The sequence below is a fragment of the Paenirhodobacter ferrireducens genome, from assembly GCF_004022265.1.
Taxonomy (GTDB): Bacteria; Pseudomonadota; Alphaproteobacteria; order Rhodobacterales; family Rhodobacteraceae; genus Rhodobacter; species Rhodobacter ferrireducens.
In genome coordinates, this window is record NZ_SAVB01000007.1 from 59,615 (window position 1) to 84,409 (window position 24,795).

Genomic DNA, 24,795 nt, shown 5'->3' on the forward strand with positions numbered 1-24,795 from the left:
ACCTCGGCAGCCCCTCCTCAGAGCGTCGCGACGGGGGTCACCGGAGAGCCGATCGCGCCGGGCAGATAGAGCGGTGGCGCGGTCAGGAAGACCGCGGAGCGGCCGCGGGGTTCGAGGGCCCGGGCGAGGTCGCGCAGATACCACAGCTCTGCCAGCGGCAGCCCCAGCTTGAACAGGCAATGGTGATGCAGCGGCAACCGCAGGCAGCAGGCCTGCGGGTCCGAATGCGGGTTCTCCACCGCGTAATTGTCGGCGGCGATGGCACCGATGCGGCTTTCGGTGATCCAAGCCTGCAAGGCCGCATCTGTGCCGTCAAGCACCGCCCCGGTCTGGTCGAGCCGCTCGGGGTCGGGGGCGTCCTGCATTTCCACCAGGGCCTCGGCATAGCCAGTGCGCAGCAGCAAGATGTCGCCCGGGCAAAGCGCGATCCGCTGTGCCTTCAGCACCTCCTGCATCTCCGCCAGCCCGATGAGCTTGCGCCCCGGGCCGTAATGGCGCACGAAATCAATCAGCACGCCACGGCCCTGCACCGGGGTCTTGGCCATCTCGCAGACCGAAAGGCGGCGCGCATAGCAGCCGTGACCGGCCTCGCCGCCGGCGCCGAGCACATCGAGCCCGGCGCGGTGGCCGTTGTAATAGACCCGTTCCGCCACGCCGTCGCCATCGGCGTCGAACAGTGCACCGACATGGGCAAGCGAATCCCATTGCGTGGAATATTGTGTCGACAGCAGCACCTGATCGTCGCTGATGACGTCGCGCAGGATCGGGTCCAGATTGGCCAGCGGAAAATTGATGTAAGGCGTTTCGTCGAGGCAGGTCGGAGCCAGAACGGGCGGCTTGCGGCGCGGGTTCAGCACCAGCTTGCCCGGCAGGTCGAGCGGCAGGGACAGGCAGAAAGCCAGCCCCTCGCGGATCTCGGCCGCCGCGGCGCGCCGTTCGGCCGGGCCGATGTAATTCAGCGTGCCAAGCTGGTCATCGGCGCCAAAGTCGCCCCAGTTCGAGCCTTCGGGGCGGTTTTTCCATTGCGGCATGGTTCAGATATCCTCTGTCCTGTCGGCCCTGGCTGCCAGCGCGATGACCTCGGGCAGCAGCCGTTCCACGGCGTCGAGCTGCGCGTCCCGGCCGCTGTCCCAGTCGTAGAATCCCCGGCCGCTCTTGCGCCCCAGATGCCCCGCCCGCACCTTTTCGGCAAGCCCTTCCGGCGGCGTCTGCCGGGTATCGAGTGCGGGGTAGAGATAGCGCGCGATGCTCAGATGCGTGTCGAGCCCGTTCAGATCGCGTTGCAGCAGCGGACCGATCAGCGCCAGCCGCACGCCGAGTGAATAGCGGGTCACCAGGTCGATGGTCTCGGCATCGGCGACGCCCTGCTCGAGCAGATGAAAGCATTCGCGCAGCATCGCGTGCTGCAGCCGGTTCGCGATGAAGCCCGGAACATCGGCCTTCAGCACCGCGGGTTTCTTGCCGGAGGCCGTGAGCAGCGCCGCCACGCGCTCGAGCGTTTCGGGCCTGGTGGCCGGGCCCGGGACCAGCTCGACCGCGGGCACCAGATCGGCGGGATTGAAGAAATGCGCGATCAGGAACCGGCCGGGGTGGCGCAGGCCCTCGGCCAGATCGGCGCTGCACAGGCCGGAGGTGTTCGAGGCGATGAGCGTCTCGGGCCGGAAGACCCTGTCCAGTTCCGCGATCACGGCGCGCTTGAGGCCCAGGTCTTCGGGCACTGCCTCGATCACCAGATCCGCCGTGCCCCAGACCGCCTCCAGCGCCTCCAGCCGCGCGGCGCCGACCGGGTCGAACCCCTCCGCGCGCAGATTTCCGATCGCTTTTGCAAGGGCGTCGGGCGACGGATCCAGCAGCGCCAACCGATGCCCGGCGCGCAGAAAATGCCGGCAAATCCGCGTTCCCATGATGCCTGCGCCGATGACGACCAGCCGGGTCATGCCCATCCCCCCTCAATCATATTGGTTGACAATATAAGTCAGTGCTGATGATTTGCAATAAGTATAAATTGAGGCGAATCCGGGCGGGAGGCCCGGAAGGGAGGGACCTTTGAACTCGATTGCCAACTTTTTTACGCGAGTCGTGAACCGCTACATGCCCGACCCTCTGGTCGTGGCGATCCTGCTGACCGCGTTGACCGTTCTGATCGCCATGCTCACCCAGGGCACCGGGATCGTCGACGCCACCCGCTACTGGGGCGAGGGGTTCTGGAACCTGCTCAGCTTCACCATGCAGATGACGGTGATCCTGCTGGCGGGCTACATCCTTGCGCGCACCCCGGCGGTGGACAAGCTGATGGACCTTGTGGTCATGGGCATCCACACGCCGCGCGCGGCGATCATTGTCGCCACCCTGTTCGGTGGCGTCGGCAGCTGGCTTAACTGGGGCTTCGGCCTCGTGCTGGGCACGTTGATCGCGCAGAAACTCGGGCGCAAGGTGGCAGGGCTGCACTATCCGCTGGTGATCGCGGCGGGCTATTCGGGCTTTGCCGTCTACGGTGTGGGGCTCTCGGGCTCGGTGCCGCTGCTCATCAACACCCCCGGTCACTTCCTTGAGGGCGCGATCGGCCTCGTGCCGCTGAGCGAGACGATCTTCTCGCCCTATCTCATTGCGATGAACCTGTTCTTGCTGGTCACGCTGCCGCTGTTCAACGCCATGCTGCACCCGAAGAACCCCGCCGAGATCATCGAGGCGCATCCCGCGCCGGTGCTGCCGATCGCCGAACCCGAGATCCGGGAACTCACCTTCGCCGAGCGGCTGAACCATTCCCGGGTCGTCGGGGTGGGCATGGGCCTGTTCGGTCTGTTCTATGTCGGGCTCTATCTCTACGAGGGCGGCTCCGTCACGCTGAACTTCGTGAACCTGCTGTTCCTGTTCCTCGGCATCACGTTGTTCGTCACCCCGAGCCGGTTTCTCGCGGCGCTGAACGACGGGGTAAAGGTGGTCGGCGGGATCATCATCCAGTACCCGTTCTATGCCGGTATTCTTGCGATCCTTGCGGGCTCGGGCCTGATCGTGACCTTCTCGAACTGGTTCGTCTCGATCTCCAGCGCCGAGACCCTGCCGATCTGGTCCTTCTTCTCCGCCGGTCTGGTCAATCTGTTCGTGCCGTCGGGCGGTGGGCAGTGGGTCATTCAGGGGCCGGTGATGATGGATGCGGCGCAAAAGCTGGCCGCCTCGATCCCGGCGACGGCGCTGGCGGTGCAGATCGGCGATCAGTGGACCAACATGGTGCAGCCGTTCTGGCTTCTGCCGGCGCTCGCCATCTCCGGGCTGAAGCTGAAGCATCTGATGGGCTACATGGTGCTGGTGCTGTTCTACCTTGGCATTGTGTTTGCGGGAACCATCGCGATCTGGGGCTTCATGGGAGTGTGACCCGGCCATGCCCTACATGATCGAAACCTTCGATGCCCCCGGCTGCGCAGAGCTGCGCAGCCGCCTTCGCCCGGAGCATCTCGACTATCTCGAGGCCAACAAGGCGCTGCTTCTGGCCTGTGGCGCCAAGCTCGACGATGCCGGGCAAAGCGCGAGCGGCGGGCTCTATCTGCTGGCGGTGGAGAGCCGGGACGAGGCGCAGGCCTTCATCGAGGCCGACCCGTTCTTCCGCGGCAAGCTGTTCGAGCGGGTCACCGTGACCCGCTGGCGCAAGGCCTATCTCGACGGCCGCAACACATTGAAAGAGGGTTGAATGCTGTATCACGTCGCAATGACCGTCCGACTGCCGGCTGACATGGACCCGGCCGTGGCGGGCGAGATCAAGGCCCGCGAAAAGGCCTATTCCCAGGCGCTGCAGCAGCAGGGCGTCTGGCGCCATATCTGGCGCGTGGCAGGGCTTTACGAGAATGTCAGCATCTTCGATTGCCGCGACAACGCCCATCTGCACGAGGTGCTGACCGGGCTGCCGCTCTATCCCCATATGGACATCGCCGTGACCCCGCTCTGCCGGCACCCGTCCTCGGTGCGGGAGGACGACCGGTGAGCGGCTATCTGCGCCGCACCGCGCTGGTGACCGGCGGGGCGGGCGGGATCGGCGCCGCGATTGCGGCCCGGCTTGCCGCCGACGGGTTCCGGGTGGCGGTGCTCGACATTGCCGAACCGACGGTGCCGGTGCACCGCTTCGACAGGATCGACCTGAGTGATGCCGGGGCGCTAGCGGCGCAGTGCGCCCGGCTGGCTGCCGAGGAGGAGATCACCTGCCTCGTCAACAACGTCGGCATCGTTCTGCCGGCCGCGCTCGAGCAGGTGGCCGTGGCGGATTTCGACCGGCTGATGCATGTGAACCTGCGGCCCTCGATCCTCTGCGCGCAGGCCTTCGTGCCGCGGATGAAGGCGCTTGGCGGTGGCCGCATCGTGATGAACACCAGCCGGGTGACGCTGGGCAAGGAGCGGCGCACGCTCTATTCGGCCAGCAAGGGGGCGGCGCAATCCATGGCCCGGACCTGGGCACTGGAGCTGGGGCCGCACGGCATTACGGTGAATTGCGTGGCGCCCGGCCCGATCGGAACCGAGGCGTTCTGGCGCAACAATCCGCCCGAGGCCGCCCCGACCCGCGAGATCATCGAGAACATCCCGGTGAAACGCATGGGGACGGGGGCGGATGTCGCCAATGCGGTCTCGTTCTTCTGCGCCCCCGAGACGGGGTTCGTCACCGGCCAGACGCTGTTCGTCTGTGGCGGGGTCACCGTGGGCTGATGTCCGCGCCCCGGCGCCGGAAGAGAAGCGGGCCCGGTGGGCCCGCTTTTGCATGTCAGCCCCGCAGATGGCCGAGCAGTTCCGCGGTGAATCGCTCCGGCTGTTCGACGCAGGGCAGATGGCCCGCAGCCCCGATCTCGACAAACCGCGCCCCGGCGATGCCCGCGGCCATGGCCCGGACCAGCGCCGGCGGAGTCGAGCTGTCCTCGGCCCCGGCCAGAACCAGCGTCGGCTGGGCGATCCGCGCCAGATCGGCGGTATAATCGGCGTCGCGGATTGCGGCGCAGACCTGGGCATAGCCGGCCGCCGGCGTGCGTTCGAGCATCGCCTGCCACAGCGCGAAATCCTCGGTCTGGCGATAGGCCGGGGCAAACCAGCGCTCGAGGATCGCCGCGCCGATCGCGGCGATGCCGTCGCGCAGCACGGTCTCGATCCGCGGGTTCCAGATCTCGGGCGAGCCGATTTTCGCCGCGGTATCGGACAGCACGAGATGCGTCATCTGCGCCGGGCGGCGCAGCGCCAGGCGCTGCATCACCAGCCCGCCGACCGACAGGCCGACCCCGGCGAAGTCCCCGACCCGGTACTGGTCGAGCAGGGTTTCCACATCGTCGGTCAGGGTCTCGATGCTGAGCGTCGCGCGCGCCGCACTCAGCCCGTGGCCGCGTTTGTCATGACGCAATACGCCCCAGCTGTCGGGCAGCCGCGCCACGATCCGTTCCCAGACCCGCAGGTCGGTGCCGAGGGAATTGGCAAAGACCAGGGTCGGGGCGTCCCCGAGGGCGGGGCGGTAGCCGTGAAAGATGCCGTCTCGGGCAGTGAACTCCTCGTGTCGCAAGCGGGTCTCCTAGAGTGGGGCGTCATCCAGACAGGACAGGAACAGCGCCAGCGGCGGGCTTTCGTGGTCGGTCCGGTAGACAAGGGAAATATTGGCGGTCTCGGTCAGTTCCGGCAGCGGCTTGTAGCTCACCCCGGCGATCTGCACGTGTTTCACCGCCTCGGGCACCAGCGCCACCCCCAGCCCGGCGGCCACCAGGCTGACGATCGAGGCGAATTGCGGCGAGCGCTGTACGATGTCGGGGGTGATCCCGGCGCCGGCGCAGGCGCGGTGCATGGCGGCCGAAAATCCGGTGTTGGGGGGCAGGTGGGTGGCGATGAAGGGCTCGTTGCGGACATCTCGCAGCGTCACCGGCCGATCGGACTGCACCGCCAGCGGGTGGGTGTCGGGCAGCGCGATCCAGAGTTTCTCCTCGCACAGCGTGCGGGTGCTCAGATCGTCGGGCAGGTCCGGATAGGGCAGGCGGACGATCCCCGCGTCCAGATTTCCGGCCGCGACCTCGGGGATCGATCGGTCGAGGTCCATCAGCGTCAGCCGCATCGCGGTCTGTGGTGCGCGCAGGCGGTAGCGGCGGACCAGGTTGGTCAGCACGCCGTTATAGGCGGCCGCACCGATATAGCCCAAAGCCAGCTCGCCGATCATGCCCCGGCCCACGCGCAGCGCGACCTCTTCCGCGCGCTCGGCGTGGCGCAGCACCGCACGCGCCTCGGGCAGCAACAGCGCCCCGGCGGTGGACAGGCTGACCTTGCGTCGTGTACGCTCGAACAGCCGCGCCCCGACCAGTTCCTCCATCTGCTGGAGCTGAAGCGTGAGCTGCGGCTGCGAAATCTTCAGCCGTTCCGAGGCGCGGCCGAAGTGCAGCTCCTCCGCAAGCACCACCAGCAGCTCGTAATGTCGGAGTGTCAGCATTTTCCAATAAGTCCGCCGATGTTATCTATTTTGAGTATAACTTGTCGGGCATCGGCTGGCCAGTGGCGTTTTACGGGCAGGCGCCGGGCTGCGGCAGACCGGGCGGCCGCCCCGGATGAGCCTGCCCCCGCCTTCAGCGGGCCGCGGTGCGTCTCAGCTTTGCTGCGCCCGGTGTGACACGGCGCGGCCATCGCTCTGCTCGGCGATGCGTTGTGCCACCTGGCCGGCCTGAATGCGGATGTCGGGGATTGCGGTGATCTCCCAAAAGGTCGCGCGCGCCACCGGCCCGAGCGCGAACAGCCGCGTGCTCGGGTGGCCGTCGGCGCCGATCAGCCGGCTTTCGGCCGTCACCTCCAGGCCGAGGCGCAGCGGGTCCACACGCGCCGCGCCCTGGGCCAGAAGACCGGCGATGACCGGGGCGGCATTGCGCTCCGGATCGTTGCGGATGCCGCGGCAATCAATGATCCGGCCCACCTCGATGCTGTCCTGCGTGGCGCTGCCCCGGGCCCGGACTACCGCCCGGATCGCACCGTCGCGGCCCGGTTCGGCGCGCACGAAAGCCGCCCGCACGATCCGCAGCCGCCCCCGGGCGCGCGCCGCCGCGATCCGGTCGGCCGAGGCCAGCGGGATACGGTGGCGGTGCACTTCCCACCAGGAGGCGCCGTGGCGCAGGAAACGGGCCCGCTGCTCGGTGCTCATGTGTTGCCAGAACAGGCTGACCCAGGGCCGGATGCCGTCGACGGCATCGCGCCAGCTGCCGCCCGCGGCCTCGGCCTGGCGCACGCGGCCGCGCAGCCATGACAAGATTGCGCTGAGCGGGACGCCGAGCGGCAGTATCTCGCCCGCGGTTGGCAGCGGCGTGCCGGCGGCATGGGGGCGCGGCAGGAGGCCGCGACGCGAGATCGCGATGATCGGCCCGGTATGCCCGGCGCGCTCGAGCGACAGCACCTGATCGACCATCGACAGCCCGGTGCCGATGATCAGCACCGCGCGGTCCGGCACGGTGTCTGCCCCGGCGCTCCAGGCCCGGGTGACGAGGCCCGCGGGGTCCGGCCTCGGCACCACATGCCCGGTCGCCAGCACGGCATAGGCGCCGGCGAGACTCTGCCCGTCCGCGAGCGTCACCTTCACCCCGCTGGTCCGCTCGCGGATCGCGACGCAGGTTCCGGCGACGCACAAAAGCCGTCCCGACGCCGCCCAGGGCGCCAGCAGCGCGGCGAGATAGCGGCCATAGGTGGCGCGGCTGACGAAACTGTCGCGGCGATAGCGGACGCCGTCCACCTCGGTCTGCAGCCAGCGCAGGAAATGGTCCGGATCGTCCGGGAAGGCGCTCATGTGATGGACGCGGGTGTTGAGCAGATGATCGGGGTCGGTGGTCGAATAGGCGATGCCGCAGCCAAGCAGGTGGCGCCCCTCGATCACCGTGACGCGCAGGTCGGTGTCGTGGCGCAGCAGGTTGGCGGCGAAAAGCACGCCGCTGGCGCCGCCGCCGATCACCAGCACGTCGCGCCAGCCCGGCTCGCGCGGGAAGGCCGCAATCGGCATGAACGGGTCCTGGAACATGGATGTCACCTTTCTGCTGTCAGGGCCGGGGTGGGGCCGGTCGCAGGGAGGGCGGGCATCGGCGGTTCCTCGGCTCTGGGCGGCGAGGCGGTGGCCTCGTCAATACACGATAATGACGACATTGTTGGTGTAGTTTTTCAACGGAATTCTTTCTTCTTTTTTTCGGGGTTTCCGGAATGCTTTTCCGGATCCGCTGCGAAAATCCCGATCCTGTCGCGTTCCCGCCCGGGGCCGGAAGACGCCGTGGCGGCGCGGCGCGAGGGTGCCGGAATAAAGACGACATTTCCGGTAGACAAAATAGATGAAAATCGACACCCTGATCCGCAACCAGATCGCAGCCGGAAGGAGGAAACTGTGCACGAGCTCGACCTGATCGACCGCAAGATCGTCGCCGAACTGATGCGGGACGCCACCCTGCCGATTGCGAAAATCGCCGATCGCGTCGGCCTGTCGCAGACCCCGTGCTGGCGCCGGATCCAGCGGTTGGATGCGAGCGGGGTGCTGACCGGGCGGGTGGCACTGGCCGATCCGGTGCGGCTTGGCTTCGGGCTGACGGTCTTTGTCGGGGTCGTGGCGCCAGATCATTCGCAGCAGTGGCGCGATGCCTTTGCCGCGGCGGTCGGCACCATCCCGGAAATCATGGAAACCTATCGCATGGCCGGCGAGATCGACTATCTGCTGCGCGTTTCGGTGCGCAACATGGAGGCCTTCGACCAGCTCTACAAGCGGCTGACCGATGCCGTGCCGATCAAGAATGTTACCTCGACCTTCGCGATGGAGCGGATCAAGTTCGGCACCGCCTATCCGGTGAACACGACCCACCGCTGACGCCGTGCGGGGAACGGCCTTCTCTTCTGCTGCCTGTCTTTGAAACGGAAAATCACGACTTGCGTGGTAGAGTATCTTTGCAAGGATGGAGGCAGAGATGACCGCACTCAGAACGCTGATCGTGCCGGGGCTGGACGGCTCGCCCGCGCCCCATTGGCAGCAATGGTGGGCCGCGACCGAGGCCGGCGCGCTGATGGTCGACCTGCCGGCCCCGGCGCGCCCGGATCCGGCCGACTGGGAAACCGAGCTGGCCGGGATGATCCTGCGCCATCCCGACAGCATCCTCGTCGGTCATTCGCTTGGCGCGGTGCTGATCGCGCGGGTTCTGGCCGGCGGGGCGCGGCTGCGGGTGCGGGCGGCGCTTCTGGTCGCCCCGGCCGAGACCGGGCTCTCGCGCCGGATCTCCGATTTCTCCCCGATCCCGGAGATCCGGCTGCCGGTGCCGACCACCGTGGTGGCCAGTCGCAACGACCCCTGGATGCAGTTCGGCCGGGCCCGGGATCTGGCGACGGCCTGGGGCAGCGGCTTCGTCGACCTCGGCCGTGCCGGCCATGTCAATGTCGCCTCGGGCTTTGGTCCCTGGCCGCGCGGCAAGGCGCTGCGTGACGGGCTGGTGGCGGCCTCGGCCGGCGGCCCCGTGCTTGCCGGTCCCGGCCCGCGCCCGGTGCGGGGCATGCGCGCCGAGGGGCGGGGCCGGGACCGGCGGTCGCTGTCGCGGTGAACCCGGCGCGCCGGTGCCGCGCAGCCCCGGGGTGCCGGTCAGCCGCCGAGCGCCTTGAAACAGCTCTCCATCCGTGCGGCCTTGACCGGGCCGAAGCCGCGCACCGCGAGCGCGCTCTGCGCCGTCGCGATCACCTCGGCGGCGGGCGCACCGCGATCGAGGAGGGCCTCAAGACGGCCGAGGACGGTCTCCCGCAGCCGGCGTTCGGCCCGCCGTTCCGTGCTCAGCCCGAACGGGTCGAGGGGCGTGCCCCGCAGGGGTTTCATCCGGGCGAGCAGGCGCAGCGCCGGCAGCAGCCAGGGCTCGAACCGGCGCTTTGCGGGGCGGCCTGTGCGGGCGTCGCGCCCGGGCAGGAAGGGCGGGGCAAGGTGGAAGGCAAGCCGGGGCGCGCCCTCGAAGTCACGGGCGATCCCGGCCAGGAACTCCGGTGCGCTCAGCAGCCGAGCGACCTCGTACTCGTCCTTGTAGCTCATCACCTGATGGGCGGCGCGCATCACCGCTTCGACCATCCCGGCCTCGCCGCGCAGCTCGGCCTTGGCGATCAGCCGGCTGTAGCGCATCGCATAGCGCGGGGTTTGCCAGGCGCTCAGATGCGCGATGTGCCGGGCCTTGAGCGCCGCCAGATCGGTTCCGGCAGCGGCGGGTTCTGTGCAGATCTGCGGCTGCACCGCGGCCAGCCGGCCAAGGCGGAAGGCGCGCAGGTTCTGCTCGACCCCGGCGCCGTTCAGCCGGATCGCCGCCTCGATCGCCGCAAGCGGGATCGGCAGGGCGCCGCGCTGGAAGGCAAAACCCGCGAGCAGGATGTTCGCCGCGATGGCGTCGCCGAAATGACGCTCGGCAAGCGTCGAGGCGTCGATCTCGGCGATCCCTTCGGCGCCTGCGCGCCGGCGCAGGCTCGCGATCGGCAGGGCGGCGAAAAGCGGCGCCGTCGGGGCGCGCACGAAGCCGGCGGTGGGGGTGAAGTGGCTGTCGATCACGCAGCGCGTGCGCCCCGGTGCGATCGCCGCGATCGCCTTCGGGGCGGCGGCGACGACCACGTCGAAGCCAAGCAGCGTGTCCGCTTCCCCGGCCCCGATCCGCGGTGCATCGAGCGCGGCCAGATCGCGGGCGATGCGCAGATGCGACATCACTGCGCCGTTCTTCTGCGCCAGCCCGGTCTGGTCGAGCGCCTGCACCGCGAGCCCGGCCAGATGTGCCGCCTGCGCGAGGATCGCCGAGACGGTGATGACCCCGGTGCCGCCGACGCCGGTCATCAGGATGCTGAAGGCGTCGGTGCCAGGGCCGGTTTCCGGCTCGGGCAGCGGCGCGTCGATCTCGGCGGGCAGTGGGGCGAGCGCTTTCCTCCGCGTGCCGCCCGAGACGGTGACGAAGCTCGGGCAGAAGCCCTTGAGGCAGCTCGTATCGGCGTTGCAGGCCGACTGGTTGATCTGGCGCTTGGTGCCAAGATCGGTTTCCAGCGGCTCGATCGCGATGCAGTTCGACTGCACCGAGCAATCGCCGCAGCCTTCGCAGACGCCGGGGTGGATCAGCACCGTCTCCGCCGGCTTCGGATGCAGGCCGCGCTTGCGGCGGCGGCGTTTCTCGGCGGCGCAAAGCTGGTCGTAGATGATGACGGTGACGCCCTCGACCGCGCGCAGCCGACGCTCCTCGGCCTCGAGCCGGTCGCGCGGCAGCGCCCGCAGGCCGCCCGGAAGGCTGGTCCAGACCTCGGGCGTTTCCGAGATCACCACCACCTCTCGCGCGCCCTCGGCCTGCACCTGCGCGACGACGACGGGGACCGAGAGCTCGCCGTCGTGGGTCTGCCCGCCGGTCATCGCGACTGCGTCGTTGAACAGGATCTTGTAGGTCGCGTTCACCTTCGCCGCGATTGCCGCGCGCAGCGCAAGCAGGCCCGAATGGAAATAGGTGCCGTCGCCCATGTGCACGAAGACATGCGTCTCGTCGGTGAAGGGGGCGTGGCCGATCCAGTTCGCGCCCTCGCCGCCCATCTGGGTGAAGGTCTTGCCGCCGCGATCCATGCCGAGCGCAAGCATCGAGCAGCCGATCCCGGCGATCGCGCGGCTGCCCTCGGGCAGGCGGGTGGAGACCGAATGCGGGCAGCCCGAACAGAAATAGGGCTCGCGCGTTGGCAGGTCCGGCACCGCCGCGACCGGGGGCAGGGCGGTGGGCAGATTTGGCCGGACGCCGGCGGGGGCGAGGAAGCGGGCAAGCGCCTCGGCCACCATTGCGGGGTCGATCTCGCCGGTTGCGGGCAGGAGCGCCACGCCCGCGGGCGTGGTCTTGCCCCAGAGCTTCGGCGCGTCCGCGCGGCCATAGAACTGCACCCGGATCTGGTCCTCGATCACCGGGCGCTTCTCCTCGACGACGAGGATCGCCTCGAGCCCCTCGGCGAAGCGCTCGAGCGTTTCGGGCACCAGCGGCCAGATCAGCCCGAGGTTGAGGAGTTTCACCCCGGCGCTCTCGGGGGTGAGGCCGAGCTTGCGCAAGGCGCCGGTCAGGTCACGCCAGCTCTTGCCGGTGGAGACGATGCCGAGCTTGCCCCGGCCCGAGATTCGGTCGAGCCCGTTCGCGCGGGCAAAGGCCTGTGCCGCGCGCAGCTTGTGTTCGAGCCGCCGTTCCTGCTCGAGCTGCGCATCGGGCCAGCGGATCGAGAGCCCGCCCTCGGGCAGTGCGATCTCGGGCGTCACGAAGCGCCCCGGACCGGGCAGGGTGAGCGTGGCGGTGCATTCGGCGATCTCGGTCTGGCATTTGAAGCCGACCCAGGCCCCGCAAAAGCGGCTCATCGCGATGCCGGCCAGGCCCATCGTCACGTAATCCTCGATCCCGGCGGGGGAAAGGATCGGCACCATCGCCGAGATCAGGTCATGTTCCGACTGATGCGCGAGCGTCGAGGAGACCGCGCCGTGATCGTCGCCCATCAGCAGCAGAACGCCGCCCTGCGGCGCGGTGCCGGCGGCATTGGCATGCTTGATCGCGTCCATCGAGCGGTCGACGCCCGGCCCCTTGCCATACCACATCGCGAAGACGCCGTCGTATTTCGCGCCCTGGGTCAGCCCGGTCTGCTGCGTGCCCCAGACCGCGGTCGCAGCGAGATCCTCGTTCAGCCCGGGCTGGAACACGATCCGCGCGCCGTCGAGGACAGGGCGGGCCTTGGCGACCTCGCGGTCGAAGCCGGCAAGCGGCGAGCCGCGATAGCCCGAGACATAGCCGGCGGTGTTCAGCCCTGCCTCCCGGTCGCGCCGGGCCTGCTCGATCAGCAGCCGGATCAGCGCCTGCGTGCCGGAGACGAGGATGCGGCCCTCGGGCTGGCGGTAGCGGTCATCAAGCGAGGGGGTGGGGGCAAGCGGTTCGGTCATGGCGGCTCCGGGGGTCAACCGAGGATGCGTCCGGGGTTGAGCAGGGTGTCGGGATCGAGCGCGGCCTTGATCGCGCGCATCGCGGCGATCTCGTCCGGCGGGCGGCAGAGCGGCAGAAAGGCCACCTTGTCGAGGCCGATGCCGTGTTCGGCGGTGATCGCGCCGCCCATTCCGGCAGTCAGCGCAAAGACCGCGCGCAGCACGGGTTCGGGCTGGTGGCCGGTCAGCACGTAATGTAGGTTGCCGTCGCCGAGATGGCCGAAGGCATGGGCGCGGGTGTCGGGGGCGATCTGCGCGAGCAGGGCGGCGCCCTCGGCGACGAAGCGCGGGATCGCCGGGATCGGCAGGCTGAGATCGAGGCTGGTGATCGGCCCGATCTCGAAGAGGTAATGGCTGCAGCCCTCGCGCAGCCCCCAGAGCGTGGCGCTCTCGCGTTCGGATTGCGACAGCACGGCATCGGTGGCGATGGCCTCGGCCAGCAGCGCGCCGAGCGTGTCCTCGAGCTGCGCATCATCGGCCTCGGGGCTCATCCCCGCGGTCTCGATCAGCACGAGCGCGGCGGAGCCGGGCAGCGGATGGCGCAGGCCGCGCGCTGCGCAGGCCGCACTCAGCAGCGGCTCGACGATCAGCTCGCAGGCGGCAAGCAGCGGGCCAAGCTCGCGGCGCAGGCGCTGCAGCAGTGGCAGTGCATCATCGAGCCTGGCCAGCGCGCAAAGCGCGACGCGGCGGCCGCGCGGTTGCGGGTGCAGCCGCAGGCAGGCGCGGGTGATGACCCCGAGCGTGCCTTCGCTGCCGATTAGCAGCTGGCTCAGATCATAGCCGGAATTGTCCTTTGAAAGGCCCGAGAGCCGGCGGATCACGCGGCCGTCGGGAAGCACCGCCTCGAGGCCCAGAACCTGCTGGCGGAAGGTGCCGTAGCGCAGCGCGAGCGGCCCGCCGGCATTGGTCGCGATCAGCCCGCCGATCTGCGCCGAGCCGCGCGCGCCGAGATCGGCGGCGAGGAACAGCCCCGCGTCGCGGGCCGCCGCCTGCGCCGCCTCGAGCGTCACCCCGGCCCCGACCAGCAGGGTCGCCGCGACCGGGTCGATCTCGGGCGCGAAGGTGCAACGCTCGAGCGACAGCACCGCCTCGCCGGGCAGGACACGTGCCCCGCCGGCAAGGCCGGTGCGCCCCCCCTGGACCACCAGTTTCTGCCCTTCCGCCCGGCAGGCGCGCAGCACTGCCGCCGTCTCCGCCGCATCCCGCGGCGCATAGACGGCAATCGGCTCGGCCCCGCCGAGCCCGGCCTGATCGTCGCGATACTGCGGCGTGGCGGGGCGGCGAAGCCGTGCGGCAAGTCCGGTGTCGGAGATGGGATCAGTCATCGGTGGCCTTCGGAGGGAGCCGTGAGTGGCGTGGCTCGAAGCTATTCCTGTTGCACTTAATGTCAATTGGATATTTAAATATCAAAATGAGCTCCGGATGACCCGGGGCCCCCGGGAGGATGGAGATCGACATGATCGAGAGTTTCACCGCATTGGTGATCCGCGATGTGGAGGGCAAGCCGCGCGCCGGCTTCGAACAGCTGACCCTGGCGGATCTGCCCGACAATGATGTGCTGGTCGAGATCAGCCATTCGAGCCTGAACTACAAGGACGGGCTCGCGGTCTCGGGCAAGGGCCGGATCGCACGCCGCCTGCCGATGGTGGCGGGGATCGACCTCGCCGGGGTGGTGGTCGAGTCGCGGGTGCCGGAGTGGCAGCCGGGCGACCGGGTGGTGGTGAATGGCTGGGGCCTGTCGGAGACCGAATGGGGCGGCTACAGCCGGTTCCAGCGGATCAAGCCGGGTCATCTGACGCGCCTGCCCGAGGGCTTCAGCGCCGCCGAGGCGATGGCGATCGGCACTGCGGGCTATACCGCTGCGCTTTGCGTGCTCGCGCTCGAGGACTGGGGGCAGATCGCGCCGGGGGCAGGCGAGGTGCTGGTGACCGGTGCCGCGGGCGGCGTCGGGTCGGTTGCGGTCTCGCTTCTGGCAAAGCGCGGCTACCGGGTCACTGCGGCGACGGGGCGGCCCGAGCAGCATGACTTTCTGCGCGATCTCGGTGTGAGCGCCTTTGTCGAGCGTGCCGAACTGGCGGCGCCGGGCAAGATGCTGCAGGCCGAGCGCTGGACCGGGGCGGTCGATACCGTCGGCAGCACGACGCTGGCCAATGTCCTTGCCCAGACCTGCTACGGCGGCGCGGTGACGGCCTGCGGCCTGGCCGGCGGGGCGGATCTGCCCGGCTCGGTGATGCCGCATATCCTGCGCGGCGTGGCGCTTCTGGGCATCGATTCGGTGATGGCGCCGGCGGCGAAGCGCGACCGCGCCTGGGCCTATCTGGCCGAGCATCTCGACCGCGCGAAGCTGGCCGAACTGACCACGGTCGCGCCCGTCTCGGCGCTGCCCGAACTTGCGCGGAAGATCGTCGCGGGCGAGACCCGCGGCCGCACCGTGATTGAAATCGCCTGACGGGAGGCTGGGATGAGCGAAGATGTGGTGCTTTGGCACAAGGATGAGACCGACGCATTCGTCACCCTGACGCTGAACCGTCCGGACAAGATGAACGCGATGAACCAGGAACTGGGCGACGCGCTCGAGGCGGCGATCTTGCGTGCGGCGAAGGATCCCGGGATCCGCGCGGTGATCCTGACCGGCGCGGGCAAGGCATTCTCGGCCGGCTTCGACCTTGGCGGCGAGGATTTCGAGATGGACGCCGACCGCTGGCGCGAGGATATCGGCGAGAACATGCGCCGTTTCGGCGTGATCCGCGAGGTGCCGATCCCGATCATCGCGGCGGTGAACGGCTATGCGCTTGCGGGCGGGCTCGAGCTGATGATGTGCTGCGATCTGATCGTGGTCGCGGAGGATGCGAAGCTCGGCGAGCCCGAGGTGCGCCACGTCTCCGCCCCGCCGACGCTGATGCTGCCCTGGACGGTGCCGATGCTGCACGCGCGCTATCTGATGTACACCGGCGATCTGATCGACGGGGTCGAGGCGGCGCGGATCCATCTCGCGAACAAGGCGGTGCCGGCCGATCAGCTGATGGCCGAGGCCGAGAAGCTTGCGCGCAAATGCGCGCGGATGCCCGGCACCGCGATCAAATACGCCAAGGCCGCGCTCAACCACATGCAGCAGACCGCCGGGCTTGACAGCTCCTGGAGCTACAACCGGGAGACGACGGCGATCCTGCACGGCACTGAGGAAGGCAAGTACTGGATGCGCCTGCTGAAGGAGAAATCGCTGCGCGGCTTCCTCGAGGAGCGCGACGCGCCCTTCCGAGAGCTCGACTGACCAGGGCGCGCCCCCGCGGGGGCGCGTTCAGCCCCGCGCCGGGAGGAGGGGTTCGCCCCGCGTGCCTTCCGCCAGCGCCTCGAAAAGCGCGGCGTGATTGCGCAGGAAGCGGCTTTGCACGATCTGCCCCTTGGCCGAGACCTCGCCGCGCGCGACCTCGGGCGGCGCCTCGGCCCAGTCGATCGCGGCGATGCGGGTCGAGGAGGCGGGGTTTTCGCGGTTCCATTGCGCCAGCGCTGCGCGGACCCGGTCGCGATCCGCTCCGGGCGCGGCGAAGAGAACGGCCGAGAGCGCTTCGCGCCCGGCGCCGCCCAGCACCATGTCCTCGAGATCTGGGGCGCAGGCGCGGATGATCTGGCTGCGCAGCGCGCCGGTGCGCACCTTGATCCCGCTCGCAAGCTTGAAATCCTCCGAGAGCCGGCCGTCGAAGCGCAGGCAGCCGGTCTCGCGGTCGAGAAAGCCCGCGTCGCCGGTGCGGTAGAAGCCGAAAGCATCAAGCGGCAGCGGCGTCTCGCCCGTCTCGGTCAGATAGGCGGGCCCGAGCACCGGGCCGCGGAAGCGGATCTCGGTCCGGTCCTCGACCGGGCAGAGCGCGACTTCGTGGCCCGGCAACGGCCAGCCGAGCAGCCCGGGCCGGTCGACACCACCGGGGCTGAGGCACATGGTCGAGCCGGTTTCCGTGGCGCCATAGCCCGAGAGGAGCGCGATCGGCGGCGCGCTGCGGCGGGCGAAGGCGGCAAGCCGGTCCCAGAGCGCGGGCTCGACCGCCGCCCCCGCGAGAAAGATGTGGCGCAGCCGCGCGAATGCCCGGGGCTGGCGCTCGGGGGCGGCCTCGAGCGCGGCGAGCAGCAGCTTCATCCCGAGCGGCACACCGATGTAGAGCGTCGGGCGCACTGCCTCCATCAGATCGAGCGTGGCGCCGATCGTGTGCTCCGACGGCGGCCGGTCGAGATGCAGCGTGCCACCGTTCCAGATCACCTTGAACAGGTTGTCGAGCCCGCCGAAGACATGGTTCCAGGGCATCCAGTCGATCAGCACCGGCCCCTCGGCAAGGAAGGGCCAGAGCGCGGTGGCGGCGGCCTGGCAGGCAGAGATCTGGCCGCGGGTGACGGCGACACCCTTCGCCGCGCCGGTGCTGCCGGCGGTGAAGAAGATCGCGCAGCACTCCTCGGGCCGGGTGGGGGCATCGGCGCACGCCGGGGCAGGGGGCAGGCGGTCGGGCAGGACAAGCCCCGCGGCTGGATGCCCCTGCGGGCGCACGAGCAGATCGGGCCCGGCGATGGCGAGGAGCCGCGTCGCCTCCTCACCACCCGGTTCGCGGAACGGAAAGGGCGGCAGCGCGATATGGACGAAGCCGCCGCACAGACAGGCAAGCCGCAGCCGCAGCGCCGCGATGCCGGCGGGCAGCAGCGTTGCCACCCGCGCGCCGGGGCGCAGGCCATGCGCCGCCACGAGCCAGTCGCGCAGCTGCCGCGCTTCGGCCAGCGCCGCACCATAGGTGATGCTGCCGCGCCCCCCGGGCCCGGGCGCGGTCATCAGCACCCGCTGCGGATCGACGGCCGCGAGCCGGTCAAGAATGTCAGGCCGATCGTCGGACAGCGCGACCGGCGTGCGCAGCACCAGCGCCCCGTCCTCGCGTCGCGTCTCGATCAGCCCGGCGCTCATTTCCCGGCCTTGCGATCGCGCGCGTGCAGCGCGTTGTCATAGACATTGCTCTGATAGGAGATCAGCCCGTCGAAGGCGGCACAGGCCGCCACCGGGTCATGCGCCGCGATCGCGCGGTGGATTTCGTGGTGGAAGGCGATCACCTTGTCGCGCTCGCGGAACTTGAAGGAGATCATGTTGGTCGCGGGAATGAGCGAATCGTTCACGATCACCATGATGAAGTTCAGCTCGGCATTGTGGCAGGCCTCTGCCACCGCGTGGTGGAAAGCGACGTCGAGGCGGCAGAACTCCTCGTCCGAGACCTCGCTGTGATTGACGTCCTGCAACGCCGCCTCGATCCGGGCAAGGTCCTCTTCGGTGGCGCGCTCGGCCGCAAGCCGCACGCAGGTCGCGCCCAGCAGGCGCCGGGTCTCGACGATGTCGCCCAGCCCGAAGACTCCGAGCGAGACGAGCCAGTTCGTGGTTTCGAACAGCGTCTGGGACGCCGTGCCGAGGGACGGCGCGGCGACGAAGACCCCGCCCTTCGGCCCGCGCTTCGAACGCACCAGCTTCTTCGCCGCAAGGATCTTCATCGCCTCGCGCACGGTCGGCTGCGACACCTCGAAACGTTCGGCCAGATCCTGTTCCGACGGCAGGCGGTCCTCCACGCCGAGGCGGCCCTGCATGATCTCCTCCTGCAGGCTGTCGGCGATCTGGCGGGCCAGCCCCTGGCTGCGGTCGATCGGTGGCATTTCTCTCTCCCTCGCGTTGGGCCCATCATAGCCCCATGATTTCCGTATTTAAATATCAAAATATTGACCCGTGCCCCGGAAGGTGTAGGCTTCCTTCAGGGCCGGGACGAATCGGTTCACCAACAAGACCAATCGGCCTGCAACGACGGGCCGCACAGGGAGACAGCAATGAAACTCGAACGACGTCAATTCCTGACGGCTCTCGGAGCATGCGCGGGTGCTGCCGCCTTCGGCTCGCGGGCCTTCGCCAATGCCCCCTTCGTGGTGCCGACCTACGGTGGCACCTGGGCCAAGTTCTGGGAAGAAACCCTGATGCCGGGCCTGACCAAGGCCACCGGCATTCCGACCCAGCTCGACATCGGTCTTGGCAAGGATTTCGTCTCGAAGATCCGCGCCGGCGGCGATCAGGCGCCCTATTCCGTCTTCATGGGCAACGAGAACATCGCCGCCATGCTGCGCGCCGAAGGCTTCTTCGAGCCGCTCGACATGGCCAAGCTGCCCAATGCCGCGCAGCTGCATGACGGGCTGGTGAACACGGGCAACAACGGGCTGCGCGCGATCGTCTCGCCGATCGGTCTCGCCTATCGCACCGACATGGTGAAGGACGCGCCGACCTCCTGGACCGACCTTTGGGAAAACCCTGAGTTCAAGGAGCGTATCGGTCTTTACCAGATCGGCAACACCGGCGCACAGCTCTTCCTGCGGCTCACCGGCAAGCTTTTCGGCTCGGGCGACACCGATTTCGACACCGCCTTCAAGAAGATCCAGGAGCTCGTGCCCTTCACCCAGGCCTCCTGGTCGGGCGAGGTCGCGGCCGGGTTGATGCGTGGCGACGTGATCGTCGCGCCGGTCGACTGGACCGAGATCATGATGCTGCAGGACAAGGGCGCCCCGGTCGCGATCGTCGCGCCGAAGGAGGGCGTGCTTGCCTTCGAGCAGAGCTTCAACATCGTCAGGACCGGCGCGATGAAGGACGAGGCACACGCCTATATCAACTACCTCATCGACAAGGACGTGCAGGCCAACATGGCGCAGGCGTTCTACACCTCGCCGTCCAACAAGGACTCGGTGCTCGACCCGGCGCTGGCCGCGCGGCTGCCGATCAACGGGCCGAAGATGAGCGAGATCATCCGCTTCGACTGGGACAGCTATGTCGATCTCGCCCCCGCGGTGACCGACCGCTGGAACCGCGAGATCGGCTGAGCCGGGCACCACAGGCACCGGGCGCCGCTCTGGTGCCCGGTCCCATGCACACAAGGCATCCAGATGACGACCCTGACCCTCGATGGGATCGACAAGTTCTATGGCGATCTGCACATTCTGAAAGACATCAATCTCGAGGTCGGGCAGGGCGAGTTCATCTCGCTGCTCGGGCCGTCGGGCTGTGGCAAGACGACGACGCTGCGCTGCATCGCGGGCTTCGAGCCGATCGACCGCGGCCGGCTGCTGTTCGGCACGCGGGAGATGACCAATGTCGCGCCCGAGCATCGCGACCTCGGCATGGTGTTTCAGTCCTACGCGCTCTTCCCGCACATGACGGTGGCGGAAAACCTCGCCTTCGGGCTCGAGGTGCGCAAGGTCGCACCCGCCGAGCGCGCCGCCCGCATCGCCAAGGTGCTCGAGATGGTGCGGCTTGCGGGCTACGAGGGGCGCTTCCCGCGGGAACTGTCGGGCGGACAGCAGCAGCGCGTCGCGCTGGCCCGCGCGCTGGTGATCGAGCCGGCGGTACTGCTCCTTGACGAGCCGCTCGCCAATCTCGACGCCGCGCTGCGCGACGACATGCGCTTCTTCATCCGCGACCTGCAGCAGCGCGTCGGCATCACCACGATCTATGTCACCCATGACCAGAGCGAGGCGCTGGTGATGTCCGACCGCATCGTGGTGATGGAAAAGGGCGTGGTCGCGCAATGCGGCACCCCGAAGGAGATCTACGAGCGTCCCGCCTCGCGCATGGTGGCGGGGTTCATCGGCCATTCCGACGTGATCGAGGGCACCGTGCTTGGCCGCGAGGGCGCGATGATCGTGGTCGAGACCGCCGCAGGGCGGCTGCGTGCGCATGGGCCCGAGGCGGTCTCGGGCCCGGTGCATCTGATGATCCGGCCCGAGAAGCTGCGTCCGGGGCTGGCCGAGAACGCGATGACCGGGCGGGTGAAGAAGGCGGTCTATCAGGGCTCGGCGCTGCTGGTCGTGGTCGAGCTGCCTTCGGGCCAGGAGATCTCGGCGCTGCTCGACGCGGATGCTGCGGTGGCGGTCGGGGCGGAGCTCACGCTCGGCTTTGCCGCGCGCCATGGCTGGGTGATCGCGCGATGATCGCGGCGACACGCAAGCGGGTGTGGTGGATGATCGTGCCGGCGCTCGTGCTGCTGGTGGGCTTCCTCGTGCTGCCCTATGCCTCGATCGTGGTGATGAGCCTGCGCACCGCCGACACCCGCGCGGTCTATGGCGAGGGCTTCACGCTTTCCCATTACGCGCAGATCGTCACCGATCCCTTCATCTGGGGCATCGTCGGGCGCTCGCTCCGGATGGGGCTGACAGTCACCGTGGTGACGCTGCTCCTTGGTTATCCGGTGGCCTATCATCTGGCCAACCTGCGCAGCCGCTGGGCCTCGATGCTCTATATCTTCGTGATCTCGCCGCTGCTCGTCGGCATGGTGGTGCGCACCTTCGCCTGGATGATCATCCTGTCGAACAACGGCGTCATCAACGGCGCGCTGAAATCGCTCGGCCTGATCGAGCGGCCAATCCTGCTGCTCAACACGCCGCTTGGCGTCACCATCGCGCTGATCCATGTCTTCCTGCCCTTCGTGATCCTGCCGCTTCTGGGCAATCTGCAGGCGATCAGCCCCGATCTTGCGGCGGCGGGGCGCTCGCTTGGGGCCTCGCGGCTGCGCACCTTCCTCAAGGTGACGCTGCCGCTCAGCCTTCCGGGCATCCAGGCCGGGGCGATCCTCGTCTTCGTGCTGTCGATCTCGGCCTATGTGACGCCGGCGATGCTCGGTGGCACCAGGGGGCGGACGATGTCGGTGCTCGTCGTGCAATATCTCGTCGACAGCTTCCGCTGGCCGGCGGGGGCGGCGCTTGCGATCTTCATGTCGGCGATCACGCTCGCGATCATCGTCGTCTACCTGCGCCTGACGGCGCGCGCGATGCGGAGGCTGCCATGAACGGGCGCAAGACCGTCTGGGACCATCTCTTCACCCTGCTGGTGACGGCGATCTATCTGTTCCTGATGTCGCCGATCCTCCTTGTGGTGATCTTGTCCTTCAATGCGGGCGAGTTCCTCTCGCTGCCGATCGAGGGGATGTCGTTGCGCTGGTTCGTGGCGCTCTTTCACAACACCCGCTTCCTCGACGCGACGCTGCACTCGCTGCTGCTGGCCGCGGTGGCGGCGGTGGTGAACGGGGTGATCGGCACGCTCGCGGCGATCTATGTCGTGCGCTTCGCCGGGCCGCGGCTGGCCAATCCGCTGCGTCTGCTGATGTCGGCGCCGCTTCTCGTGCCCGAGATCCTCACCGCGATCGCGCTCCTTTTCTATTTCTTCGAGCTCGGCGTGGGGAACAATTACGGCCTCGCGATCCAGGTGGGCCATATCATCGTCACCTTCCCCTATGTCTTCCTCAATGTCTCCTCGGCGCTCTTCAACTTCGACCGCTCGCAGGAGGAGGCGGCGCGCTCGCTTGGCGCGGGGGGCTGGATGACCTTCCGCCGGGTGACGCTGCCCGCGGTGAAGCCGGGGCTGATCACCGGCTGTCTCTTCGCCTTCGTGATCTCCTTCGACATCTTTAACATCTCGCTCTTGCTGAAATCGGTAGGGATGAACACGCTGCCGCTCGAGCTTTTCGACTATCTGCGGTTCAACTTCGATCCGACCGCCGCGGCGATCGCGACGGTAAGCATCGGCGTCACCTTCGTTGCGGTGGTGATCGTCGATCGCACCGTGGGGCTGCGCTCGCTGCGGTTCTGAGTGCGCGCCGCCGGGTGTCCGCGTCGCGGCGCCGGGCGGCGTTTTCTTAACGGCCCATCAGAAAAACGCAATTGAGCCCGGCGGGGTCAGGCGGGATGATCCGACCCGGAGGACAGGCCGGCCGCAGGCGCGTGGGGGAGCGCGCGCCGCGGCAGACGGCGTCAAGGGAGGACAAGACATGGCCGGGGACACCCCGCAGCCGACCGGTTCCGGTCGGCGCGTCAAGATCACGCAAGAAAGCGTCGTCACCGCGATCGCCGCGCTTCTCTTCGTGGTGTTTTCGATATTTCTCAACAACTTCCTGACCCAGGGCAACATCCTTGCGCTGCTGAAGAATGTCGCGATCCTGGGTACGCTCGCGACCGGGATGGGCTTCATTGTCGTCGGGCGCGGCATCGACCTGACGATGGTCGCGGTGATGGTCGTCGGCGTCGCTTTCGCGATCTGGCTTACGACGCTCGGGCAGGGGTTTTTCGGTGCGATCGTGATCGGCGGCGGGCTGGTGACGGCCTGCGGGCTGGTCACCGGGCTGCTGATCGCGGTGGCCGAGATCCCGCCGATCTTCGCCACCCTGGCCATGGCCTCGGTGATCTATGGTGGCGGCCGGGTCGCGTTCAGCTCGGATGTGCTCTATGCGCCGGCGAATGTCGCCTGGCTGAGCTTCATCGGCTCGGGCACCTTCCTTGGCCTGCCGGCCTCGGTGGCGATCTTTCTCGCGCTCGCGGCGCTGGTGGCGGCCTTCCTGCGGCTCACCCGCTTTGGCCGCTTTGTCTATGCGACCGGCGACAACCCCCATGCCGCGCGCACCATGGGGCTGCCGACGCGGCCGGTGCTGGTCGCGCAATATATCGTCGCCGCACTGATCGCCTATCTCGCCGGGATCCTGCTCACCGGCCTCGTCTCGAGCATCAACACCCGGCTCTACAATTCGACGCTGATCTATGACGTGCTGCTCGTCGTCGTTCTGGGCGGGATCAGCCTGTCGGGCGGCCAGGGCGGGGTGCGCAACGTGCTTGTCGGCACCGTGCTTGTCGGCATCCTGATCAACGGCATGACCATCCTGAACTTCAGCTACACCAGCCAGAACCTGATCAAGAGCGTGATCTTGCTGGCAGCGCTGGCGCTCGATGCGGCGATCAACCCGCGCGACGAGCAGACATCTCAAAGCGGCGACATCTGATCGCCGGGTCATCCAAGGGAGGAAAGCGATGACGTTCCTGAAGAAAGCCGCCTTCGCGGCGCTGGCGACGGCTGCCCTATGCGCGCAGCCGCTCATGGCCGAACAGATCGAGCAGGTCGGCCGCGCCGCCTATCTCGAGGCGACGAAGGGCAAGAAGGTGATCTTCGTGCCGCTGTCGCAGGGGATGGACCTGAACCAGGCCTGGACCGCGGTCTGGCAGCGCCACGCCGCGCGCTATGGCTTCAGCTTCGAAGTGCGCGATCCGAACATGGACACCGCGGCGGGGATCCGGGCGTTGCAGGGCGCGATCGCCGAGAAACCTGATGTGCTGATCGTGCAGAACCCCGACGTGCAGACCTATGCCCGCGCGCTCAAGCAGGCGCAGCAGGCGGGGATCAAGATCTTGCAGATCAACATGCAGTCGATCACCCAGACCGACAGCTATGTCGGCAACGACTGGATCGAGATGGGCCGGCTCGAGGCGGGCGAGCTGGCAAAGACCTGTATGGCGCCGGGCGCGCCCTCGAAGAAGATCGTCTGGCTTGCCGGCGTGCAGACCGGGGCGGCCAACATCTACATGCGCGAGGGGCTGAACCAGATCCTCGCCGAGAACCCGGGGCTCGAACTCGTCTCCGACCAGCCCGCCGATTACGACAGCGAGAAGGCGCGCCAGATCACCGAGACGGTGCTGCAGCAGCACCCCGATCTGTGCGGCATCATGGGGATCTGGGACAATGCCGAGGTCGGCGCGGGCGCGGCGGTGCTGGCGGCGGGCAAGCAGGATCAGGTGACGATCGTGACCAATGGCGCGGGCGCCGCGACCGCCTGCGACAGCATCGGCAAGGGCCTGCTCGACGTCGTCTACAACTTCAATGCGCCGATCCAGGCCGAGATCGCGGCGCAGCAGATCTCGGAGTTGCTGCAACACCCCGAGCGCCAGGCTGGCGCCGAGAAGACCGTGTTCTTCGGCCCGATCACCCGCGTCGACAAGAGCAATGCGACCGGGCGCAACTGCTGGACCCTCGACCAGCTGAAGTAAGGACG

At 68.4% G+C, this 24,795-nt stretch carries 24 protein-coding genes; 14 read left to right on the forward strand and 10 right to left on the reverse strand.

All coding sequences use genetic code 11. The annotated features are described in order from the left end of the window. Positions 1–17: 17 nt before the first annotated feature. Positions 18–1,031 carry a cyclase family protein gene (locus EOW65_RS07040; RefSeq protein ID WP_128148265.1) on the reverse strand — a complete coding sequence of 338 codons (1,014 nt, stop codon included), beginning with the start codon at positions 1,029–1,031 and terminating at the stop codon, positions 18–20. 3 nt (positions 1,032–1,034) lie between these two features. Then, positions 1,035–1,937 carry a 3-hydroxyacyl-CoA dehydrogenase family protein gene (locus EOW65_RS07045; protein ID WP_128148266.1) on the reverse strand — a complete coding sequence of 301 codons (903 nt, stop codon included), beginning with the start codon at positions 1,935–1,937 and terminating at the stop codon, positions 1,035–1,037. Positions 1,938–2,046: 109 nt separating this feature from the next. On the opposite strand from EOW65_RS07045, the gene EOW65_RS07050 reads away from it, so the two are divergent. From EOW65_RS07050 to EOW65_RS07065, 4 genes are read left to right on the forward strand one after another with little or no spacing between them, the layout of a single operon-like run. Continuing rightward, positions 2,047–3,372, forward strand: coding sequence for a short-chain fatty acid transporter (locus EOW65_RS07050; protein ID WP_128148267.1), 1,326 nt, complete (start codon positions 2,047–2,049; stop codon positions 3,370–3,372). A gap of 7 nt (positions 3,373–3,379) precedes the next feature. Further along, complete coding sequence (locus EOW65_RS07055) at positions 3,380–3,685, forward strand: YciI family protein (RefSeq protein WP_128148268.1); 306 nt, start codon at positions 3,380–3,382, stop codon at positions 3,683–3,685. Next, a complete protein-coding gene (gene catC, locus EOW65_RS07060) occupies positions 3,686–3,976 on the forward strand; it encodes a muconolactone Delta-isomerase (protein WP_113900432.1) in 291 nt (96 codons plus the stop codon). Beyond that, positions 3,973–4,689 (forward strand): SDR family NAD(P)-dependent oxidoreductase, encoded by a 717-nt coding sequence (locus EOW65_RS07065; RefSeq protein WP_128148269.1) that lies wholly within the window; start codon positions 3,973–3,975, stop codon positions 4,687–4,689. The genes catC and EOW65_RS07065 overlap by 4 nt, the downstream gene beginning before the upstream one ends. 55 nt (positions 4,690–4,744) lie before the next feature. Here EOW65_RS07065 and pcaD read toward each other — a convergent pair whose 3' ends face one another. From pcaD to EOW65_RS07085, 4 genes are all read right to left on the reverse strand, one after another. Beyond that, positions 4,745–5,524 (reverse strand): 3-oxoadipate enol-lactonase, encoded by a 780-nt coding sequence (gene pcaD, locus EOW65_RS07070; protein WP_240664560.1) that lies wholly within the window; start codon positions 5,522–5,524, stop codon positions 4,745–4,747. A 9-nt stretch (positions 5,525–5,533) separates the two neighbouring features. After that, positions 5,534–6,433: a LysR family transcriptional regulator gene (locus tag EOW65_RS07075; RefSeq protein WP_128148270.1), complete on the reverse strand. Its 900-nt coding sequence runs from the start codon at positions 6,431–6,433 to the stop codon at positions 5,534–5,536. 153 nt (positions 6,434–6,586) lie between these two features. Beyond that, on the reverse strand, positions 6,587–7,996 hold the full coding sequence (locus EOW65_RS07080) for an FAD/NAD(P)-binding protein (protein ID WP_240664562.1): 1,410 nt from the start codon (positions 7,994–7,996) through the stop codon (positions 6,587–6,589). Positions 7,997–8,095: 99 nt separating this feature from the next. Next, on the reverse strand, positions 8,096–8,311 hold the full coding sequence (locus EOW65_RS07085) for a hypothetical protein (RefSeq protein ID WP_164880022.1): 216 nt from the start codon (positions 8,309–8,311) through the stop codon (positions 8,096–8,098). Between the two features lie 39 nt (positions 8,312–8,350). On the opposite strand from EOW65_RS07085, the gene EOW65_RS07090 reads away from it, so the two are divergent. Together EOW65_RS07090 and EOW65_RS07095 are read left to right on the forward strand one after the other, a co-directional pair. Then, positions 8,351–8,824 (forward strand): Lrp/AsnC family transcriptional regulator, encoded by a 474-nt coding sequence (locus EOW65_RS07090; protein ID WP_128148272.1) that lies wholly within the window; start codon positions 8,351–8,353, stop codon positions 8,822–8,824. A 97-nt stretch (positions 8,825–8,921) separates the two neighbouring features. Continuing rightward, the gene (locus tag EOW65_RS07095; protein ID WP_128148273.1) at positions 8,922–9,545 is read left to right on the forward strand and encodes an RBBP9/YdeN family alpha/beta hydrolase; all 624 of its coding nucleotides are present in this window, start codon (positions 8,922–8,924) and stop codon (positions 9,543–9,545) included. 38 nt (positions 9,546–9,583) lie between these two features. Here EOW65_RS07095 and EOW65_RS07100 read toward each other — a convergent pair whose 3' ends face one another. Further along, positions 9,584–12,901, reverse strand: coding sequence for an indolepyruvate ferredoxin oxidoreductase family protein (locus EOW65_RS07100; RefSeq protein WP_128148274.1), 3,318 nt, complete (start codon positions 12,899–12,901; stop codon positions 9,584–9,586). 14 nt (positions 12,902–12,915) lie between these two features. Continuing rightward, positions 12,916–14,265 carry an FAD-binding oxidoreductase gene (locus EOW65_RS07105; RefSeq protein ID WP_128148275.1) on the reverse strand — a complete coding sequence of 450 codons (1,350 nt, stop codon included), beginning with the start codon at positions 14,263–14,265 and terminating at the stop codon, positions 12,916–12,918. Positions 14,266–14,396: 131 nt separating this feature from the next. Between EOW65_RS07105 and EOW65_RS07110 the strand changes: the two genes are divergently transcribed. Further along, entirely contained in the window at positions 14,397–15,389 is a 993-nt protein-coding gene (locus EOW65_RS07110; RefSeq protein WP_128148276.1) for an MDR family oxidoreductase, read from the forward strand. 12 nt (positions 15,390–15,401) lie between these two features. Beyond that, a complete protein-coding gene (locus EOW65_RS07115; protein WP_128148277.1) occupies positions 15,402–16,211 on the forward strand; it encodes an enoyl-CoA hydratase/isomerase family protein in 810 nt (269 codons plus the stop codon). 27 nt (positions 16,212–16,238) lie between these two features. Here the strand turns inward: EOW65_RS07115 and EOW65_RS07120 are convergent, their stop codons facing one another. Both EOW65_RS07120 and EOW65_RS07125 read right to left on the reverse strand, forming a co-directional pair. Continuing rightward, positions 16,239–17,876: an AMP-binding protein gene (locus EOW65_RS07120; protein ID WP_128148278.1), complete on the reverse strand. Its 1,638-nt coding sequence runs from the start codon at positions 17,874–17,876 to the stop codon at positions 16,239–16,241. Further along, positions 17,873–18,607: a FadR/GntR family transcriptional regulator gene (locus EOW65_RS07125; RefSeq protein WP_113900441.1), complete on the reverse strand. Its 735-nt coding sequence runs from the start codon at positions 18,605–18,607 to the stop codon at positions 17,873–17,875. Before EOW65_RS07125 ends, EOW65_RS07120 begins: the two co-directional genes overlap by 4 nt. A gap of 168 nt (positions 18,608–18,775) precedes the next feature. On the opposite strand from EOW65_RS07125, the gene EOW65_RS07130 reads away from it, so the two are divergent. From EOW65_RS07130 to EOW65_RS07155, 6 genes are all read left to right on the forward strand, one after another. Beyond that, positions 18,776–19,810: an ABC transporter substrate-binding protein gene (locus tag EOW65_RS07130; RefSeq protein WP_128148279.1), complete on the forward strand. Its 1,035-nt coding sequence runs from the start codon at positions 18,776–18,778 to the stop codon at positions 19,808–19,810. A gap of 63 nt (positions 19,811–19,873) precedes the next feature. Beyond that, the gene (locus tag EOW65_RS07135; RefSeq protein WP_128148280.1) at positions 19,874–20,917 is read left to right on the forward strand and encodes an ABC transporter ATP-binding protein; all 1,044 of its coding nucleotides are present in this window, start codon (positions 19,874–19,876) and stop codon (positions 20,915–20,917) included. Then, positions 20,914–21,771 (forward strand): ABC transporter permease, encoded by an 858-nt coding sequence (locus tag EOW65_RS07140; protein WP_128148281.1) that lies wholly within the window; start codon positions 20,914–20,916, stop codon positions 21,769–21,771. The genes EOW65_RS07135 and EOW65_RS07140 overlap by 4 nt, the downstream gene beginning before the upstream one ends. Further along, on the forward strand, positions 21,768–22,571 hold the full coding sequence (locus EOW65_RS07145; RefSeq protein WP_128148282.1) for an ABC transporter permease: 804 nt from the start codon (positions 21,768–21,770) through the stop codon (positions 22,569–22,571). Before EOW65_RS07140 ends, EOW65_RS07145 begins: the two co-directional genes overlap by 4 nt. 178 nt (positions 22,572–22,749) lie before the next feature. Then, complete coding sequence (locus EOW65_RS07150; protein WP_128148283.1) at positions 22,750–23,751, forward strand: ABC transporter permease; 1,002 nt, start codon at positions 22,750–22,752, stop codon at positions 23,749–23,751. Positions 23,752–23,779: 28 nt separating this feature from the next. Continuing rightward, complete coding sequence (locus EOW65_RS07155; protein WP_113900447.1) at positions 23,780–24,790, forward strand: sugar ABC transporter substrate-binding protein; 1,011 nt, start codon at positions 23,780–23,782, stop codon at positions 24,788–24,790. Positions 24,791–24,795: the final 5 nt, after the last annotated feature.

Excerpts from the sequence above, each read along its gene's own strand:
- EOW65_RS07040 (WP_128148265.1), bottom strand. The coding sequence starts at position 1,031 with ATGCCGCAATGGAAAAACCGCCCCGAAGGCTCGAACTGGGGCGACTTT.
- EOW65_RS07045 (WP_128148266.1), bottom strand. The coding sequence starts at position 1,937 with ATGACCCGGCTGGTCGTCATCGGCGCAGGCATCATGGGAACGCGGATT.
- EOW65_RS07055 (WP_128148268.1), top strand. The coding sequence starts at position 3,380 with ATGCCCTACATGATCGAAACCTTCGATGCCCCCGGCTGCGCAGAGCTG.
- catC (WP_113900432.1), top strand. The coding sequence starts at position 3,686 with ATGCTGTATCACGTCGCAATGACCGTCCGACTGCCGGCTGACATGGAC.
- EOW65_RS07075 (WP_128148270.1), bottom strand. The coding sequence starts at position 6,433 with ATGCTGACACTCCGACATTACGAGCTGCTGGTGGTGCTTGCGGAGGAG.
- EOW65_RS07080 (WP_240664562.1), bottom strand. The coding sequence starts at position 7,996 with ATGTTCCAGGACCCGTTCATGCCGATTGCGGCCTTCCCGCGCGAGCCG.
- EOW65_RS07095 (WP_128148273.1), top strand. The coding sequence starts at position 8,922 with ATGACCGCACTCAGAACGCTGATCGTGCCGGGGCTGGACGGCTCGCCC.
- EOW65_RS07100 (WP_128148274.1), bottom strand. The coding sequence starts at position 12,901 with ATGACCGAACCGCTTGCCCCCACCCCCTCGCTTGATGACCGCTACCGC.
- EOW65_RS07105 (WP_128148275.1), bottom strand. The coding sequence starts at position 14,265 with ATGACTGATCCCATCTCCGACACCGGACTTGCCGCACGGCTTCGCCGC.
- EOW65_RS07110 (WP_128148276.1), top strand. The coding sequence starts at position 14,397 with ATGATCGAGAGTTTCACCGCATTGGTGATCCGCGATGTGGAGGGCAAG.
- EOW65_RS07115 (WP_128148277.1), top strand. The coding sequence starts at position 15,402 with ATGAGCGAAGATGTGGTGCTTTGGCACAAGGATGAGACCGACGCATTC.
- EOW65_RS07120 (WP_128148278.1), bottom strand. The coding sequence starts at position 17,876 with ATGAGCGCCGGGCTGATCGAGACGCGACGCGAGGACGGGGCGCTGGTG.
- EOW65_RS07125 (WP_113900441.1), bottom strand. The coding sequence starts at position 18,607 with ATGCCACCGATCGACCGCAGCCAGGGGCTGGCCCGCCAGATCGCCGAC.
- EOW65_RS07130 (WP_128148279.1), top strand. The coding sequence starts at position 18,776 with ATGAAACTCGAACGACGTCAATTCCTGACGGCTCTCGGAGCATGCGCG.
- EOW65_RS07135 (WP_128148280.1), top strand. The coding sequence starts at position 19,874 with ATGACGACCCTGACCCTCGATGGGATCGACAAGTTCTATGGCGATCTG.
- EOW65_RS07140 (WP_128148281.1), top strand. The coding sequence starts at position 20,914 with ATGATCGCGGCGACACGCAAGCGGGTGTGGTGGATGATCGTGCCGGCG.
- EOW65_RS07145 (WP_128148282.1), top strand. The coding sequence starts at position 21,768 with ATGAACGGGCGCAAGACCGTCTGGGACCATCTCTTCACCCTGCTGGTG.
- EOW65_RS07150 (WP_128148283.1), top strand. The coding sequence starts at position 22,750 with ATGGCCGGGGACACCCCGCAGCCGACCGGTTCCGGTCGGCGCGTCAAG.
- EOW65_RS07155 (WP_113900447.1), top strand. The coding sequence starts at position 23,780 with ATGACGTTCCTGAAGAAAGCCGCCTTCGCGGCGCTGGCGACGGCTGCC.